Source organism: Xenorhabdus indica (assembly GCF_014467235.1).
Classification (GTDB): Bacteria; Pseudomonadota; Gammaproteobacteria; order Enterobacterales; family Enterobacteriaceae; genus Xenorhabdus; species Xenorhabdus indica.
In genome coordinates, this window is record NZ_NKHP01000019.1 from 1 (window position 1) to 16149 (window position 16149).

A 16149-nucleotide genomic window follows, 5' to 3' on the forward strand; every position below is an offset into this window, starting at 1 on the left:
AAAAATCCAATTCTTGCGCCCCGTGGTGAACGGACGGATATCCCGCTCCGTGACATTATTGTCTATGCTGATATGCCCGTCTTCCAGATAAACCAACAGTTTCGGCCACTGGTTCAGGGTATAGCTGATCGCCGAGCCGATAGCACTTTTCGGCAACATCGTCCGGCTCGACTCCGTCAGCCAGTCGTGGAAGTCTTTCAGTACCGGGGTCGCTTTTTCCTGCCGTAACCGCTGTCGTTCATCGGGATTGAGTAACCGGGCCTCCCGTTCAATGTAACCGCTCAATTAACCCCACCTATCTGACGAATTAAGATTTTGTCATAGTGTGTTTTCTTTTTATTCAGGAGACACCTCATGACACTCACTGAAAAACAGCAACACTGGATAACCGTCATCGATGCCCAGAAACAGAGCGGGCTGACGGTAACCGCATTTTGCCAGCATCATGAAATTAATCTGGCCACGTTTTATTATTGGGCAAAAAAACGTCGGCAACAGCACGCGCCTCAACGTCTGCATCCTCTTGTACTTGATGAGCATTCAGATGCTGGTCATACCGTCACGCTTTGCCTGCCCAACGGACTTCGGGCGGAGTTGCCTGCCGGGTTATCTTCCGAGCAGATCCGTCACTGGGTTGAGGCCCTGCAATGATCCCAGCGGGCAACATTTATCTGGTTTCCGGTCAGACCGACATGCGAAAATCCATAGCCGTTGGCATCCCTCTCTGGCGGGAACACGACACGCAGCGGCGTGATGCCTTTGGCAACCAGTTCTGCCGCCAGTTTCACCGCGGCATCATTACCGGCGGTATCATTATCGAAAGCGATCAGCACCTGCTTAATGTCGTGCTGTTCGAACGCCCGCCAGTGATCCGTGGTGACGCCGTTCACCCCGTAAGCGGCCGTGACATTGCGTTGCCCCGTCACCCAGAACGACATCGCATCAATCAGCGATTCGCACAGGATCAGCGTTTTGGAGGCACCCAGCGCCGCTTCATTCCAGACCCCTTTGTGTGCCCCCGGCAGGTACAGGTGACGGATAATCGATTGACGCTGGTCGTCGCCGATTTTGCGCCCGTACAGCCCGTGCACCTGCCCCTCAGCACCGATAACGGGCACAACCAGCGAACCCCGCAGATGCTCCCGCCCGTTCTCCCGCAGCACCCCGATGGCTTGCAGGCGGCGGCGGATCTCCTCGCCCGCTTTGACTTTTTTCGGTGGCAGACGGTAGCCCAGCGTGCGGTTGGCAAAGCCCAGCTTAAAGTGGGCAACCAGTTCAGGATGATTGAGCCGCCGTTTGGTCAGATAGGCCTGTGCCTCCGGCGCATTCAAAAGCGTATGGTGATAAAACGCAACCACCCGTGACAAGCAACCCCTGTTGCCCGATGGCATCACTGGCCAGCTCTTCCGGCTGCACCAGCGGCTCCACCGCCGGATTGTGCCCCAGCACGGCACGCAGGCGTTCCACAGCATGGCGCAGGCTCAGCCCTTCGGTTTGCATCACCCAGTCCAGTACCGACCCGCCCGCATCACAGCCAAAGCAGTGATAGAGATTTTTCGCTGGGGTAATGACCATCGAGGGCGTTTTCTCCTGATGGAACGGGCACAGCACGGTCATGTCCTTGCCGCGCTTAAACAACTGCCGTCCCTGCTGCTCAATGATGGCAACTAAAGAGACGGCGGATTTCAGGTGCTGTAATTCTGCTTCGGGAATGCGAGCCATATCTTTGTTCCCTCAAAACCTTGTCAAGACCATTTATATGTTTTATTATGGAACATATACATGTACCATCGTCAAGCGATTATTTTTTTGGGGGTAGAATCATGAGTCATTCGATTTACTGGTGTTTACCTATGCCTTTATCTGAAAGACTCATTGCGTTACGTAAACAACGCAGCCTATCCCAACAGGCAATGGCGGATGCGATTGGCATTCATGCTAATAGCTGGAAGAAGTACGAAACAGGGCAGGCGCAGCCTTCCCTTGAGGTATTGAAGAAGATTGCAACATCGTTGAATGTCAGCACGGATTTTTTGTTATTTGATACACATGAACGTGTGCCAACAGGTGAGCTTTCATTGCAGTTTGAAGCTATCAGCCAGCTTCCAGAAGATGAGCAAGGTATTGTGCGGGAAGTATTGGAAAGCCTGATCATTAAATATCAATCACGGCGCTGGGATTCAGCAAGGCAGGCCACTAAGAAGAAAGAGTAGCCGATAAAACGATCGCAGATTGTCAGTGCGTCAACACTGGCAATCTGCTCACCACAACCAACTGATTAGGAGTTGAATGATGGCTAAGGCGCATTCTAGGCAAAACCGTGCCGTAAATAAAGCGGCAAAAACCGAACGTTATTACACCATGGGATACGTGCCGCAAAATGACAAGGCCAATGCCCCGCCTGCGATACACCTGAAAGGGCAGTGGCTTAAGCAGGCCGGGTTTGAAATTGGCGGCACACTGACCGTTAAGATTATGGACGGTTGTTTAGTGCTCATCCCTGACAGCAACGAGACTTACAGCCTCAAACAGCAATACCAGCGCCAGCGAGAGCAAATCAGTGAAATTAAGCTGCGGATGCGGGAACTGCCTGGCGACTACAACAGCAACTAAGGGCAGGGAGTGAGCGGCTCTTAAAAAGAACAAAGCCGGAAGATCACGGGGATCTTTCCGGCTGTTTGAGGCTTATTCTCTACTCAAAAGTAATTCTTTCCACTTTTCAAGATAACCTTTGAATTCTTCGATAGTAGCTATCTTTAGGCTTTCTTCTGTGTACTCATTAAAAATCTCAACGCCGTCTGGCTTAATGGTAACAGTGTGGGCATTGCCTGTGCCTTCCCATAGGGGTAACACGCCATTTTTGATAGATTCGCATAAATCAATAAGTTCGTTCGCACTATAAATACTACCTTGAATATCACCACTTAAAAAATCGGCTAATACATGGCGATTATAATCAATATCGATTGCTGGATATCCATCTTTATCAATAAAAAATCTCATATTTCCTCTACTTAATATATATAGGATATGCGGTATTCATCTTACCCGAAGCGTCAAGCCATCCTTCTATTCTAATTCCGCTAGGTGCTTTTCCAGACCATTTCCCATTTGGCTGTATTGTGGCATTTTGATAAGCACCTTTAATCTCATCTAGAACTTTTTGTTGACTCCACGATTCTGGATAAAATGATGATTCACGTTCTTTGGGTATCCATTGGCCTGTTTTAGCATTACGAATTTCTACTTTACCGGTATAAATGCCCTGTGAATTAGGTGGGTTTGTCATTTGAACAATTCGTGCTTTTCCATGATGATCACCTTCATGATGAAAACCAACCGCATTCCCCCTCCTGTTAACTTCGCCGTGGAAAACATGTTCGTCATTTATCGGAGGAACAGGTTTTTTGGAAGACTGCTTAAGCAGCTTATCGCAATCATCACCGGCTAATCCTAGAGGATCTACCCACTTCGATGGATTATGCACATACCCGTACGGATTCAACCCGCCCAATAATCCCAACGGATCAGGGCTGATGTACTGCGCGGCTTCCGGCGAGTAATAGCGGTGCCGATTGTAAAAAAGCCCCGACTCCTCATCGAAATATTGGCCTAAAAAACGCAGGTTGCAGTTAACATGATAATCCACATCATTGGAGGCGATGACCTGCAAGCGTTCTGCTTTGCCCCAGGTGGTGAGCCGCTGCGCCCAGACCAGCCCGCCTTCCTCATTGAGCATCTCGCGCGGCGTACCCTGATGGTCACAGACGATATAGTGCAGTTTGCCCCGCTCAGCGCGTGCCGAAGGTGTCAGTGCGCCCGGCTCGTAGAGCCAGCGGATGCGCTGATTTTCCACCGGTGTACCATCGGCATAAAGCAGGGTTTCCTCAATGAGCTGGTCACCGCTCCACAAATAATCATAGCCCAAAATGGCATCGGGTTTCACTGTTAAATCCGGTTTGCCATCCAGCCAGCGCTGTAAATTGGCGGTGGCCAGTTTGCCATCATGTACTTTCAGCTTACGAATACGCCGTCCGAACGCATCGTAGCGATAGTGCCAGCGCGAGCCGTCCGGCGTTTCGCAGTGGGTAAGCTGGTTTTGGGTATCCCAGCGGTAGCGCCAGATTTGTGGCCGGAGCCGTCACGCTGTTCGGTTTTTTCCACCAGCCGGCCATTATCATCATAGCGATAGCGGACATTGCCACGTTGCACCACCCGCCCGGATTGCTGGCGCTGAGTAATTTGTATCATTGCGCCCTGGACATCTACCGGAATATGCTGGCTCAGGTTACCGTTGGCATCATAACGGAACTGTTCTTCATACGGACGGTTGCCATCAAACAGGGTATGCAGTATCTGGTCATTGGAATTATAACGGTAGCGGGTTTGCCCCCAGCGGCTGTCGTCAATCACACGGACGTTATGGGCTCGGTCGTATTGCCAGCTCCGGTTGACGGCGGTTGCCTGGGGTGGGAAGTGCGGATCGTTTTGAGCCAGCGTTTCCCGGAAAAATTTAGTTGCCTGCCCCGCTGACTGATGTGCCAGCAGGCCAGTTGCGGTGTAGCGACTGGCAAGGATAAAACCGTTGGCACTTTCGCGCACCGTTTCCCGCCCCAGTGCATCATGCTGGAATGTCAGTGGCGCATGCTGGTTAAGCTGAAAGTGATTCAGACTCCCCGACAGGTTATAACCGAAGTGCAGGGTATTGCCATCGACACTTTCGCTGACAGGACGTCCGGTCAGATTATCCCATTCGCGCGTAATTTCCCGCCCATTGATACGCTCACAGGTCGGCAGACCAGTGATTTTGTCATATTCATATTCCACAACAGCATCGGCATTAGTGGCTTTCACCAACTGATACCGCTTGTTGTATTCGTAACGCGTTGTGGCTTTCAGTACCCATTGGTTTTCTTCCGGTTGCCAGCTTTCCTGTTTGATCAACAAACCCGTAGTGGAATAATGCCAGCGGAGCTGTTGTCCGTCGGGATATTGCGTCAGTGTGCGGCGTCCCAGTTTATCGTACTGATATTCAAGAGTACGCCCGGTAAAATCAGTTTCCCGGATAATCTGCCCGGCGGCATCCCGCTCATAACGATAGGTTTCGCCGGTGGAGGCGGTCACTGAGTTCAACCGGGTCAGCCGGTCATAGCCAAAATGTAATACCGTGCCATCGGGCCGGGTAACCTGAGTCAGCAGGTCAAACGCGCCGTAAGTATAACGGGTGGTACGGCCTTCGCCGTCAGTCACGGCCACGACTCGCCGTTCACTGTCATAGGCCAGTTGTTGCGTGGTGCCATCCGGCAGTTCGACTTCCGTCAGGCTGCCGTTGAGACTGGCATGGTCGTCACTGTAGCGGTAGCGGGTTTGTTGTTTCAGGGTATCGGTGAGTTGGCGCAGGCCCAGTTCATCCAGTTGCAGTCCGGTGGTTTGACCGTCCGGTGTCATCACTGCGGCTAGTCGCTGTTGCTCGTCATAAGCATAGTGCCACTGGCGTCCGTCCGGTAGCAGGCGCTGACGCAATTCACCGTGCGTGCCGTATTGGTATTCTTCTTTGTGCCCCAATGGATTAGTCAGCGCTGTCAGGTTACCCTGTTCGTCATAGTGAAATTGCCAGCACTCACCGGTTGGCAGGACACTTTCAATGAGCTGTCCGTGTTCGTCATAGCCGTAAGCAAAGGTTTCTCCGGTCGGCAGGACCATTTCAGTCAGGGCACCGTCAGGGTTGTAATCGAAAGTCGTGATCCCACCTGCAGCATCGGCTTCCCAGACGATTTGACTGTAGCGCCACTGGCGGCGTGTGACGCGCCCCAGCGGATCGACTTCACGGATCACCAGCCCGTTGTGATCGTAATGGTGCTGGGTTTCACCGCCTTCAGCATCCCGGTCAGTGGTGATACGCGCCTGGTCGTCATAATGGAAACGGTCACTCCAGTAGCCGCTGGGGGACATCATGCTCACTACCCGCCCCTGCTTATCATAAGTGAGATGCAGATCAGTCTGGTCGGTATCGTGCCAGCGAGTCATCCGCCCCTGAGCGTCATATTCATGCTACAAATGGTTGTGCTGGAACGCTTCACATTGATGCAGGTAACCCTGTGAATCATAGTGACAGGTCACCAGCCGTTGGTGTGTTTGTTGCTTGAGGTAATCCACTGTCTGGAGTTGCTGATCCTGATAACCCAGAATCAGCCGGAAGCCATCCGTGCGCGTGACTTCGATCAGTTGTGAGTGTTTATCGTAAATAAACCGGATCGCGTTCTGACGGCGGTCAGTGATCGCGGATAGCTTGCGAATATTTCCAACGATATGATTGAAATGATAGCTGAGTTGGGACTGGCGGTCGGTCAGTTGTAGTTCACCCGTTAATTCGCCGGTCAGCAGGTAATAGGGAATATGCTGATTACGGGCGAGTACCTGATTATCCGGCGTATTGAAATCATAGATGACGCCGTCTGCATCGGTGAAATTGATTTTGCCGTCAGTCAGTACTAGCTGGCGTGACCAGTCATCCGCCCATTTCGGGCCAAACAGGCCGTTTAGGTTGGCGGTGGAGCGATAGGTGCGGGTCAGGGTAATCGGCAACAATCCGGGGATAGAGATAACCGGCCAGACTTGCAGGAAGTCGCCGGTGGCCATATCGACAGGTTCACTTTTTGTGCTACAAGTCCCGTTGCAGCTACCATCTTTATCGGTGGATTTGTTGTCAACAGGGTCTTTTTCGGTGTTTTTGGGTTTGGCCGGCGCGGGGTTGGCGGTTTCTGGCGACTGGCCTTTGATTTTGGCACCTTTTTTGGCAACAGCTTTGGCAAGTCCAAGAAGACCTGTCGCTAAAGAAGCTCCTTCGTATATTAAATTACCCCCTTTCTCGGCATCGCTTTTCATTTCCATCTTAATCGCATCAGCATTGACCGCTGCCACGGCCTTTTGCTGCAATTCAGACACACCGACAGGAGAGCCTCCCATATATTCCCAGGCTTTTTCGGCAGCAACGGCCGGTGCCGTTGTCATGATTACGGCTCCCTTGCCAAGCAATTCCCCCATTTCAGGAACGGTATTCCAGAGCGCTTTTCCTGCCCCGACAGCCGCTTCGCCCGGACTGTCCCAGGCGGCTTGCAGATTATGTTTACTCTCATCAACCCATTTATTGAAGTCATCGGCGGTTTCCTGAAACCAGTCAACGGTTTTATCCCACATCCCTTTTTCCGCCGGTACCTCTGGCTGAATGGCCGGATTAGCTGCATGCGGAGGAAAGGCGGACTGGGGGGCCTGTCCGACAATGCTACCAATTGTATTACCTTCTCCGGTCGGGCTATCGTCTCGTGGCTTTTGCGGCAATGCATCATTGGGTTTGGGATGATTGTCGTCTTCTTTCTCTTCTTCCCATTCTTCCTTTGGAAATTCACCCCTTTTGAATTTTTCAACGGTATCCTGAGCCGTTTTCTTAAAAGCCTGAGCTTCAAAGTCAGCGTCTGCCGGATTATAGTGAATGTCTAATTCTGGGTCGTCTCCGTCATTGCCGTAAAAGCGGGCGCTTTGCCGGTATAATGTCTCTGCATTGCTGAGCGCTTTCTCCGCCTCAGCCTGTGTGCGAATGTTAAATTCTTTACAATATTCTTCGGCTCTGACATCGTTGCTATCGGGTGTGACGAGCATCTTATCTGACATGGTTTCCCTCCTTATGTCCCGTTCATCCAAAACTTATCCCCATGGCGCAATACCAGTTTGTTGCTCTTATAAAGATTAATTTGGTAATTAATAGAATGATATCTTGTATGTTTTATTTTCTATCATTCGAAAAAAGGCTATTTGGTAGATGAATATCCATGTTATTTCGCGATAGTATTTTATTTTAAATAACTTACTTTGTTTATTTATCATTAATGTTCTTATTATATTCAATAAAAATAATAACCATATTGATTAGGGTTTTGTTGATATTAAAAAAATAAAAGGGCGATATATTCGCCCTAATCGTTCATTTTTTAAATATGCATTACTTCTTTGCAGCAGCCCGTACTTCCGTCACACTATTGCCACCAATTCCCCAGTTATCCGTTTCCACTTCATCAATAATGACAAATGTTGTTGCCGGATTCTTGCCAAGTACATCCACCAGCAACTGGGTTGCACCTTCAATCAGTTGTTTCTTCTGTTCAGCAGTTGCCCCTTCGCGGGTGATTTTGATGTTCACAAATGGCATAAATAACTCCTTTTTAGGTTTGTTATAAAATGATTCTTATGATGCGGTTTTGTTTTGTTACTCTTTTTTCTCTGCCGTGGCGATCCAGGCAGCGCAAAACAGGGTCAGTCGGGCAAAGAAATAGAAAAATGCCATCAGGCCAATTACTGAGCCAAAGGCTGCGCCAGAAGGTGAACTGGCAAGGCGTGGCAGCATCATGGTCATAATCGATTTGATGATCTCAAACCCAATGGCGGCCATTAATGTTCCCTGAAGCAGGGCTTTCCGCTCAGGCCGATGACGAGGTAAGATCCACAATATCCATAGAAATAATAAATAATTGGCGGAAATGGAAATCGTCATGCCAATGGATGTCCATACGGGGCGTAGCCATTCGATACTTTCTAAGCCAAGCGCATGGACTATGGTTGCCTGAGCAGAGCCAGCGATGGAGTTTAGGGAAAGTGTTATCACTAATGCGAATAGCAGGCCAAACAGAGAGAAAACATCCCGGATATATTGAGAGTAGATTTCTTCTTTATCTTCGTGGTTACGTTCCCAGACATCACGGGACTGAGCTCGGATCGCTTCCCGCAGATTGCCGACCCAATTCACGCCTGAGTAGAGCGCGATCGCCAAGCCTGTCAATCCAACGGTTGTCCTCTGTTTTATGGCAGTATCCACACTGTTTTTCAATGTATTTGCCAGCGTTGGGTCGCTGATGCTATTGGCAATACCGTTGATGAGTTTTGCCAGCAAATCAGGATTGGAAGCCAGTACAAAACCTGCGATAGCAAAAGAGAGCATCAGTATTGGGATCAGTGACAGAAAGGAGAAATAGGTAATCGCTGCACCAAACTGACTTCCCATTCGATCATTGAAACGTTGAGCTGCCCGGATAAGATGGGCAATAAATGGTATGTGGCGGATATCGTTGCCAATGCGGATCGTCACCGAAAGCGCTTTTTTGCTGCCATCTAGCCCTTTCTGTAATGGTGTGTTGGTTGTTCCTTTGCTGGAATGTTCCCTTTTTTCGAAATCATTTGGCATTACATCCCCTTGGCTTTGCCTGATATGACTGTACCTGATATGACTGTAATGTAGCCCATTATAGCCGCCCTCTTCCAAGTTACAGCTTTATCATGTTTACTTATCCCAATCCTATTGCCAGAGAGGGGAAAGGGGTGAGGATAATTGGTTGGCCGAATAGGGGAAAAGTACGGTAGCTACGCTGCCGGCTACCGTACTATGTATTATGTGCGATGTGAGTGAATTAAAGAGAGGTCAATTAATCCAACGGGTGATCCTTGATCCAACTATGTGTAGCGGGTATTTCTGTATTGTGATTCTCATTTTTCACGAAAGGCATTTTGCCGGAGAAGACATTTTTCTGAGCTTCGTTAGCAAGACCTGCGATGGAATCCGGCAAGTTAACTCCCATATTTTTACTTCTATCGTAGCCTGTTACAGATTGATGCTCGATTTGCCGGGTATTAACGGATACCTGCCCTTGTGTGCTGTCAATCCGGCTGCCGATTAATTGGGTTTTACCCGCGACGTCCAGATTCACTCCATTAGCACCGTTGATGGTTGATTGCTCACCAATGGTTTCCTGATCGAGAGTATCGTAATTACTCTTGAGTTTCCCATTGTATCCTTTGAAGGCCGCGGTCAGGCGATCAGTCAGACTTGGGGCTTCCGCATTGGTTTTTTCATCATTGGTTGCCGCTGTTTCAGGTGAGTTTTCGGGTAAGTTGCTGTCAGCAATCGGTAGTGTTGTTTTATGAGAATTATCTCCTTTGACGGTTTTGCTATACCCTAATCCTGCATCCAGACCGACATTCAGGCTATCAGTTCTATTTTTGAGACTTTCAACATTAAGGTTGCCACCGATATTACCCGTCACTTGATCTGCGGTAATATTAGTTCCCTTGAGGGATGTGTCCTGGGCACTGGTCAATACAACATGACCACCAGAAACCTGGCTGTTATGGTGAGTGACTTTGTTCAGGTGATCGACACCGAATTTAACTCCACCACCAATATCGTATTTGCTGTCGATGATGCTGTTATTTGTTTCTCCATTATCTCCCGTACTATCACTGCCTTCATTGTTACGGACTTTACTGGATACGCCACCTTTGCCTTTAACGTCAAAGTTCCAGCCATTACTGTTAACTGTATCCTGAGCAGCAGCCAGTTCAATTCCACCACGTTGCGCAGTTAAATCCACTTGTTTACCAGAGACATTCGCACCTTGTAGTGTCAAATTATTGCCCGCATTCAGATTGATACCTTGCCCGCCGGTGATAGCACTGGTCTGGGCTGTAGTACTGTTCTGTTGGCTGGTGTTATAGCCTGCGCCTGCACTGCCACTGAAGTTTTTACCATCTGGATTAGTGCCTACAGTTAGGGAAAGTTCTCCATTATAGCCGTAATTGTTTTGTTCCCTGTGGTTGGTAGCCTGATTGAACTGAATATTTCCGCCAGAATTAACGTTTGTTCCGCCATTGCCCGCATTCATGGATGTTCCCTGATAACGTGCGTCTCTGGTCACCTGAACGTGAATACCATTTTGGGCATTAATACCACTGGTAACGGCATGATTATCGCTGGTGGATGTTGCCTGATAGCTGCCGTTACCTTTGCCATTGACAGAAAGGTCACTGCCTGTGCTGGTGTAAATGCGCAGACGAGCGTCGCCAACAGTATTAGATGAATTGCTGTTCTGACGATTGTAGGCTGCTTCACTGGTATGGCTGCCCGCAGTTAGTGACACGCCGCCTTTATTCGCCTGATACTGGGTTCCTTGATCGTAAATATCTCCATTGGTGGTTACTTTGATATCATCAGCTTTAACAGTAGTTACTACAGCATTTGATTGATAAGTATTGGTGTTATTGCTTTTGCCATTCATGGCAAGCTCAAGACCCGCATTTGGCAATCCGGTTTTTGAGATCGCGGTATCCAATTTCCCGTCTGTTGCCGCTTTAGCCGTTTTTTCCACCGGGCGGGACGTTGCACTGTAATCGGCTGAACCACTGATTTCACCACCTACCTGTAATTGGCTTGTAGACGCTGATTCTGTATTGGCCGTCGCAACATTTTTAATGCTGCCCGCATTCGCCTGATAAGTTCCTTGTACCTGATACTGAGTGCCTTGTTGTTTCAGTTCTCCCATTGCGTTCAGTTCAAGGTTGCCATTGACTTGAGCGTTTGACACTACCGCAGTAGTACGGTTCTGGGAATAAACATTATTGGAATACCCCCCTTCGGCTCCACCCCCGATCCTATCCATGCCACCAGTAGCGAATACACCGCCACGGACTTTGGCTTGTGAATTTTCGGTTGTTGCATGATCTTCTGCTGCCAGCAATGCGATATTATCGCCTGTAATTTTGGCATCACCCTGTGTTGTGACTAGCTTTGTGCTTGTGATAGTGACATTTTTTCCTGAGTTAATGGAAAGGTGACCACCCTGCAACTCGGCTTGATGTTGTGCAGTGGAATGGGTGTTCTGGTTATCGGAGGTATGCTCAAAACCTACACCAGCGCGGTATTGCTTATCTTTCGTCTCATTAGCGTAATAGTTCCAGCCAAGATTGGTTTTTTCCTGCTGATACTTATTTTGTGCATCAAAGGCAAGTACATTGATATTGCCTGATGTGTTCAGATTAAGTTCACCTGCGCTTTTCGCCAGACTGCCAATAACATTGATATCTTTGTTACTGAGTAACTTCAGGTCAGTATCAGAAATTAACTGGCTACCGGAACTGGTTTGCTGGTTTGTTTGTTCCTGATTGGAATTTTTGGTGATATTAAAGATTGTTCCCTTTCTCTCATCAATCTTTTTATAGGCATGATTAACGGCATTATCGATGACTAACTGCCCATCATTAGCTTCAACATACGCTCCTTGTTGCGCTTTTACCTTACTGCCGGTAATCGTGACACCATTTATTCCATTCAGTAGTAAATGCCCATCTGCCTTGATGTCAGAAGCATGGTGTGTTTCCACTTTATCCTGGTTGTCTTTATTACTGCCACCTGCAATGCCACCCCAATAGTGTTTATTTTTCTCAACGTGAAGATCATTGACGAGAGATTGCGTAGTGACTTTTACCTGTTGCCCCGCTGAAACAATCAGGTTTTTGCCTGAATGTACCTGAGAGCCGATAATTTCGGCATTAGCTCCTGCGTTGATCCCAATATCTCCCCCTGCGTTCAACTCACTGTTGACACTGCGCTGAGTAGTATTGACCGTTGTCCAGTTACCGGTTTGCAGTGCCAGGGAGTGATTTTTTTTATAGCCTGTTTCAACGGTCATTTCTGATTCCACTAAACCAGCCAGTTTTACATCTTGTTTAGCGGATATGGAAAGTTGGTTTCCGGCGATAATTTTACTGCCAAGCACTTCTGCATTGCCTTCGTTGGCGGTCAGATGAACATTTTCCCGTGCGTTGAGGGAATTTCCTTCATATTGATATTTTTCATTCTCATTGGTGACATCATACTGCCAGGATAATCGCCATTTGTTATCGACGTTACGGTTAAGCTGGTGAAGTTGTTGACCATCCAGTTTCAGATTAGCGCCAGTCAGTTTGATATTATCCCCTTCAATATCGGTTGCCATCACCTGATTATTCTGGTGGGCGACCAGCGTGATGTTCTTACCGGTCAGTTGAGTGCGGGCAATGGATTCGTTAATTTGCTTTTGCGAGGTATGAACACCACTAAAACGGCTATCATAGTTATCTTCGCCTGTTTCATGTGATGAATTCCGGTTAAGGCGCCCTTGAGACAGCAGGTTTTTACCCTGCAATATAATATCTCCGCCTTGCAGGTTAGCCGCCTCCAATTTCACGTCACCGTGGGAGGTCAGGTAAATACCATCATCGGCACTCATCTTACCTTGCAGATTGACTCCGCTTCCCTCCGCAGTATTCAACAGACGAATACGTCCCGCTTGCATACTACCGAGATAGTAACTATCAAGTGCGTCCATGACAGATTGCTGTGATGTCAGGATTTGGCCATCCGCTGCAATTTGGTTATTTCCCATTGTGATATTGAGCATTTTTGGGGTGATGACTTTGCCGTTGATATCAACTCTGGGGGCAATCAGGTTCAGAACATCATTATGGGACAAGCCATTGTTTTTGATATTTAGAGCATTTTGGTTATCGAAATTCTTGAATCCTTGCAGGATACCATTTTCAACTAACGGGTTACCGACAACCAGAGATGCCTGATTCGTGTTGATAAAGCCACAACCGTTACAGGTGATGCCATTGGGGTTTGCCAGCACATAATCGGCGGCCATGCCGAAGATCTCTTGTTTACCGAGCAGGAATGAAGGGTTACGGCTGACCACTTCATTCAGAATGATACTGGCGGCTTGCCCATTCAAATTATTATTAGCGGATAACTGCCCGGCCAGTTCCGATTGTCCATTAACCAATGAGTTATTTAATACAGCACCCATTTGGTTGACGTTAAAGTCCTGATACTGGTTATGAGATAAACCCGAATCGGTAGGGGCGACGATATTGACGACTGTAGCGCCTGTTTCTGCAATGGTGACATCCGGGCGATGATCTGCATCACCACCAGGTGTAATGCCGTTGGCAAAACTGGTTGAACAAGTTGTCAGAATAATTGCCATTGATGCAGCAAGTTTCCCCGCAGGAGATAATCTGAACTTTTTTCTCTTCATATTATTACCTCTGTTTACTTTCTTTCTTGTGAGTGTGCAGCTACCTTGGAAGAAGGCTTCCAAGTTGGCTACGGTTAAAAAACTGATGATTTAATAAACTAAAAAGTGTAAGAAAAACGGGTTAATAGTTGCATGGGTTCATCCTTACCTTTATTTTTATGGGCCAGCGTTTTGCCACGGCTCATCTCAACATCGGCGAAAAAATGTTGATAGCGCAAAGTCATACCAACACTTAATCCCGCATTGCTCTTCCATGATTCCTGTCGGTTGTGGCTTTTGATCTGGCCGATATCTGCGCCGATACGCAGGGTAAGTGAACTTTCAGACAATGGTATTGAGTGGGATAAGGTATTTCTCAGATACCAGCCGTTATCTGCGGAAAGGACGTTATTACTGACCCCCCGCACCGTATTACGGTCGGTAATATTGAGCCACTCAACACTGGGTAAGCCTTTTGGACTGTACTGAGCGTAAAACTGGCTGTTAAATCGGTACGGCATGGCAAGTAGTTTGACGTGCTGCTGTAAATTTACCGATAGCTTCCCTTTGGTAAATTGTTTATTCAGGTTGTCTGTGGAGGTTTGGGCACCGAACCACGGTGTTCCTTGCTCAATACCAGCATCAAAAGTGATAAGACCACTGGGAATAATTTGCAAGTGGCTTATTCCCAGTGAAAACACAGTTAATGTCTGGCTACTGTGCCTAAGTTTCTCGATACCGAAATAGTTGTTGTAATTCTTATAGACAAATTGACTGTTGACCGTCGAGAGTTGCGATTGATTACGGTGGAATATCCAATCCATACGTACGCCCGACTGTTGTGAATTACCGTGCAGTTTGATTGAGTGTTTCGGCAATTTTGGATGGCTTGTATAGCGGGAATAGCTGGTAAAGCCGCTGAAAGTCACAGCACCGTAAGGGAGCGAATAGAATAGGGTGGCGGCGCGGTTATATTGGGTATTGGGTTTATCGAGAGTACTGACACCGCTGAAGCTGATGAAATCTGATAATCCCAGAGGGCTGTCTATACTGGTATTCAGTCGGCCAATCCATTCGCCGGTACTTTTTTGCCCATAGTTATCAGTTATTGTGGTGATCCGCCACGGAGTGGAATGCTGATTATGCAGCCTGATGATAGAACCACCATTAACTGAACCGGGCAGAATATCAAGCGTTGTTTTGTTTGATTGCAGACGATTCGACTGATCCAGCCCTTGATCCAACTGATTAAGATTCAAAGGTTGATTGATCAATCCGGGGAATAACATCCGGCTGTTGACCCAGTGATCACCGCCTTCAATGGCTTCGACGAATCCTTCAACAACATTGAGTCCCAATTCTCCACGATGATTGGGGGGAATAAATTGTACCCGTGCCGTAATATAGCCTTTGGCAAGATAGAGATTAGTGATTTCTGCTGTCAGTTTGTTGATGTCATTGTTAGTAATGCAATGATCGGGTAATGCACTGAGTGTATCTAAATCTGTCAGAGAGAGCAGAGTCATCCCCTGAAGATAAACACCATTGATATTCAGACAGGGTGAGGCTTCAACCAATACGGGTGATACAGTTTGTGGCGCAGTGGTATCAGTACGATCAATGAATCCTTGGTGTCGGCGTTGTTCAATTAACCGACCTATTTCTCGTGAACTGTCCTGTAAGGTTCTTCTGGCTTCATCCATGGTGGATTCAACCATAGCGGATTCAGCCATAGCGGATTCAGTCATAGATAGTGCAAAGTCGGGTGTTTCAGGCAAAGCGATTACCTGAATAGAGGTAGATAATAAGATGAGGATTGCTGTTTTTTTAAACATCGTAACACCCAAATGACAATGGTTAAGTTGAAATGTAACCTGAGATCGATCAGATATAGTTATAATGGTTCACTAATTAATCATTAAAGCATAGAAATTATTTTATTTGGCTCTGATTAACGGGAGCAGTCTGTCTTATATGATTATTTATAGTTATATATTTAACTTAACCGTTTACTATCACCCATTTTAGTTATGTTTTACCGCATAATTTAGAATTAACTCAAATGAGAAGTAGATTTAATTGAAATTTCAAATAAATGGTGGAAAGACATGAATTTTGTTTTTTTTAACTTCATGTTTAAAAATGTGACATTGGTTATTAATAGTACATGTGATTATTAATTTATATATTCTTATTTATTGAGAAAATAATCACTATATAAAAATCTCACTTTTAAAAAAAACAAAAAAATAAAATATAAACAAGGAAAAAA

Annotated in this window: 11 protein-coding genes and 2 pseudogenes; 3 read left to right on the plus strand and 10 right to left on the minus strand. The window is 47.3% G+C overall.

All coding sequences use genetic code 11. The features are described 5' to 3' along the window. Positions 1 to 273, minus strand: a pseudogene (locus Xind_RS14190) (IS66 family transposase); the annotation flags it as partial. Between the two features lie 81 nt (positions 274 to 354). On the opposite strand from Xind_RS14190, the gene tnpA reads away from it, so the two are divergent. Beyond that, positions 355 to 651, plus strand: coding sequence for an IS66 family insertion sequence element accessory protein TnpA (gene tnpA, locus Xind_RS14195; protein ID WP_187650314.1), 297 nt, complete (start codon positions 355 to 357; stop codon positions 649 to 651). Positions 652 to 704: 53 nt separating this feature from the next. Here tnpA and Xind_RS14200 read toward each other — a convergent pair. After that, positions 705 to 1722: pseudogene (locus Xind_RS14200) on the minus strand (CHC2 zinc finger domain-containing protein); the annotation flags it as partial. 131 nt (positions 1723 to 1853) lie between these two features. Between Xind_RS14200 and Xind_RS14205 the strand changes: the two are divergent. Together Xind_RS14205 and Xind_RS14210 are read left to right on the plus strand one after the other, a co-directional pair. Then, positions 1854 to 2213, plus strand: coding sequence for a helix-turn-helix domain-containing protein (locus Xind_RS14205; RefSeq protein WP_338114359.1), 360 nt, complete (start codon positions 1854 to 1856; stop codon positions 2211 to 2213). Between the two features lie 79 nt (positions 2214 to 2292). Further along, a complete protein-coding gene (locus Xind_RS14210; RefSeq protein WP_187650333.1) occupies positions 2293 to 2613 on the plus strand; it encodes a SymE family type I addiction module toxin in 321 nt (106 codons plus the stop codon). A gap of 72 nt (positions 2614 to 2685) precedes the next feature. Here Xind_RS14210 and Xind_RS14215 read toward each other — a convergent pair whose 3' ends face one another. From Xind_RS14215 to Xind_RS14240, 8 genes are all read right to left on the minus strand, one after another. Continuing rightward, positions 2686 to 3003: a hypothetical protein gene (locus Xind_RS14215; RefSeq protein WP_187650316.1), complete on the minus strand. Its 318-nt coding sequence runs from the start codon at positions 3001 to 3003 to the stop codon at positions 2686 to 2688. Between the two features lie 7 nt (positions 3004 to 3010). Then, the gene (locus Xind_RS21735) at positions 3011 to 3913 is read right to left on the minus strand and encodes an EndoU domain-containing protein (protein ID WP_246432560.1); all 903 of its coding nucleotides are present in this window, start codon (positions 3911 to 3913) and stop codon (positions 3011 to 3013) included. A gap of 101 nt (positions 3914 to 4014) precedes the next feature. Then, positions 4015 to 6027, minus strand: coding sequence for an RHS repeat domain-containing protein (locus Xind_RS21740; RefSeq protein ID WP_246432561.1), 2013 nt, complete (start codon positions 6025 to 6027; stop codon positions 4015 to 4017). Between the two features lie 24 nt (positions 6028 to 6051). Continuing rightward, positions 6052 to 7668: a DUF6531 domain-containing protein gene (locus Xind_RS21745; protein WP_246432562.1), complete on the minus strand. Its 1617-nt coding sequence runs from the start codon at positions 7666 to 7668 to the stop codon at positions 6052 to 6054. 328 nt (positions 7669 to 7996) lie between these two features. Continuing rightward, complete coding sequence (locus Xind_RS14225; protein WP_086954680.1) at positions 7997 to 8203, minus strand: 2-hydroxymuconate tautomerase family protein; 207 nt, start codon at positions 8201 to 8203, stop codon at positions 7997 to 7999. 57 nt (positions 8204 to 8260) lie between these two features. Further along, the gene (gene yhjD / locus Xind_RS14230) at positions 8261 to 9232 is read right to left on the minus strand and encodes an inner membrane protein YhjD (protein ID WP_187650317.1); all 972 of its coding nucleotides are present in this window, start codon (positions 9230 to 9232) and stop codon (positions 8261 to 8263) included. Between the two features lie 238 nt (positions 9233 to 9470). Next, positions 9471 to 13898 (minus strand): hemagglutinin repeat-containing protein, encoded by a 4428-nt coding sequence (locus tag Xind_RS14235; protein ID WP_187650318.1) that lies wholly within the window; start codon positions 13896 to 13898, stop codon positions 9471 to 9473. 98 nt (positions 13899 to 13996) lie between these two features. Next, positions 13997 to 15712, minus strand: coding sequence for a ShlB/FhaC/HecB family hemolysin secretion/activation protein (locus Xind_RS14240; protein WP_187650319.1), 1716 nt, complete (start codon positions 15710 to 15712; stop codon positions 13997 to 13999). Between the last annotated feature and the right edge of the window lie 437 nt (positions 15713 to 16149).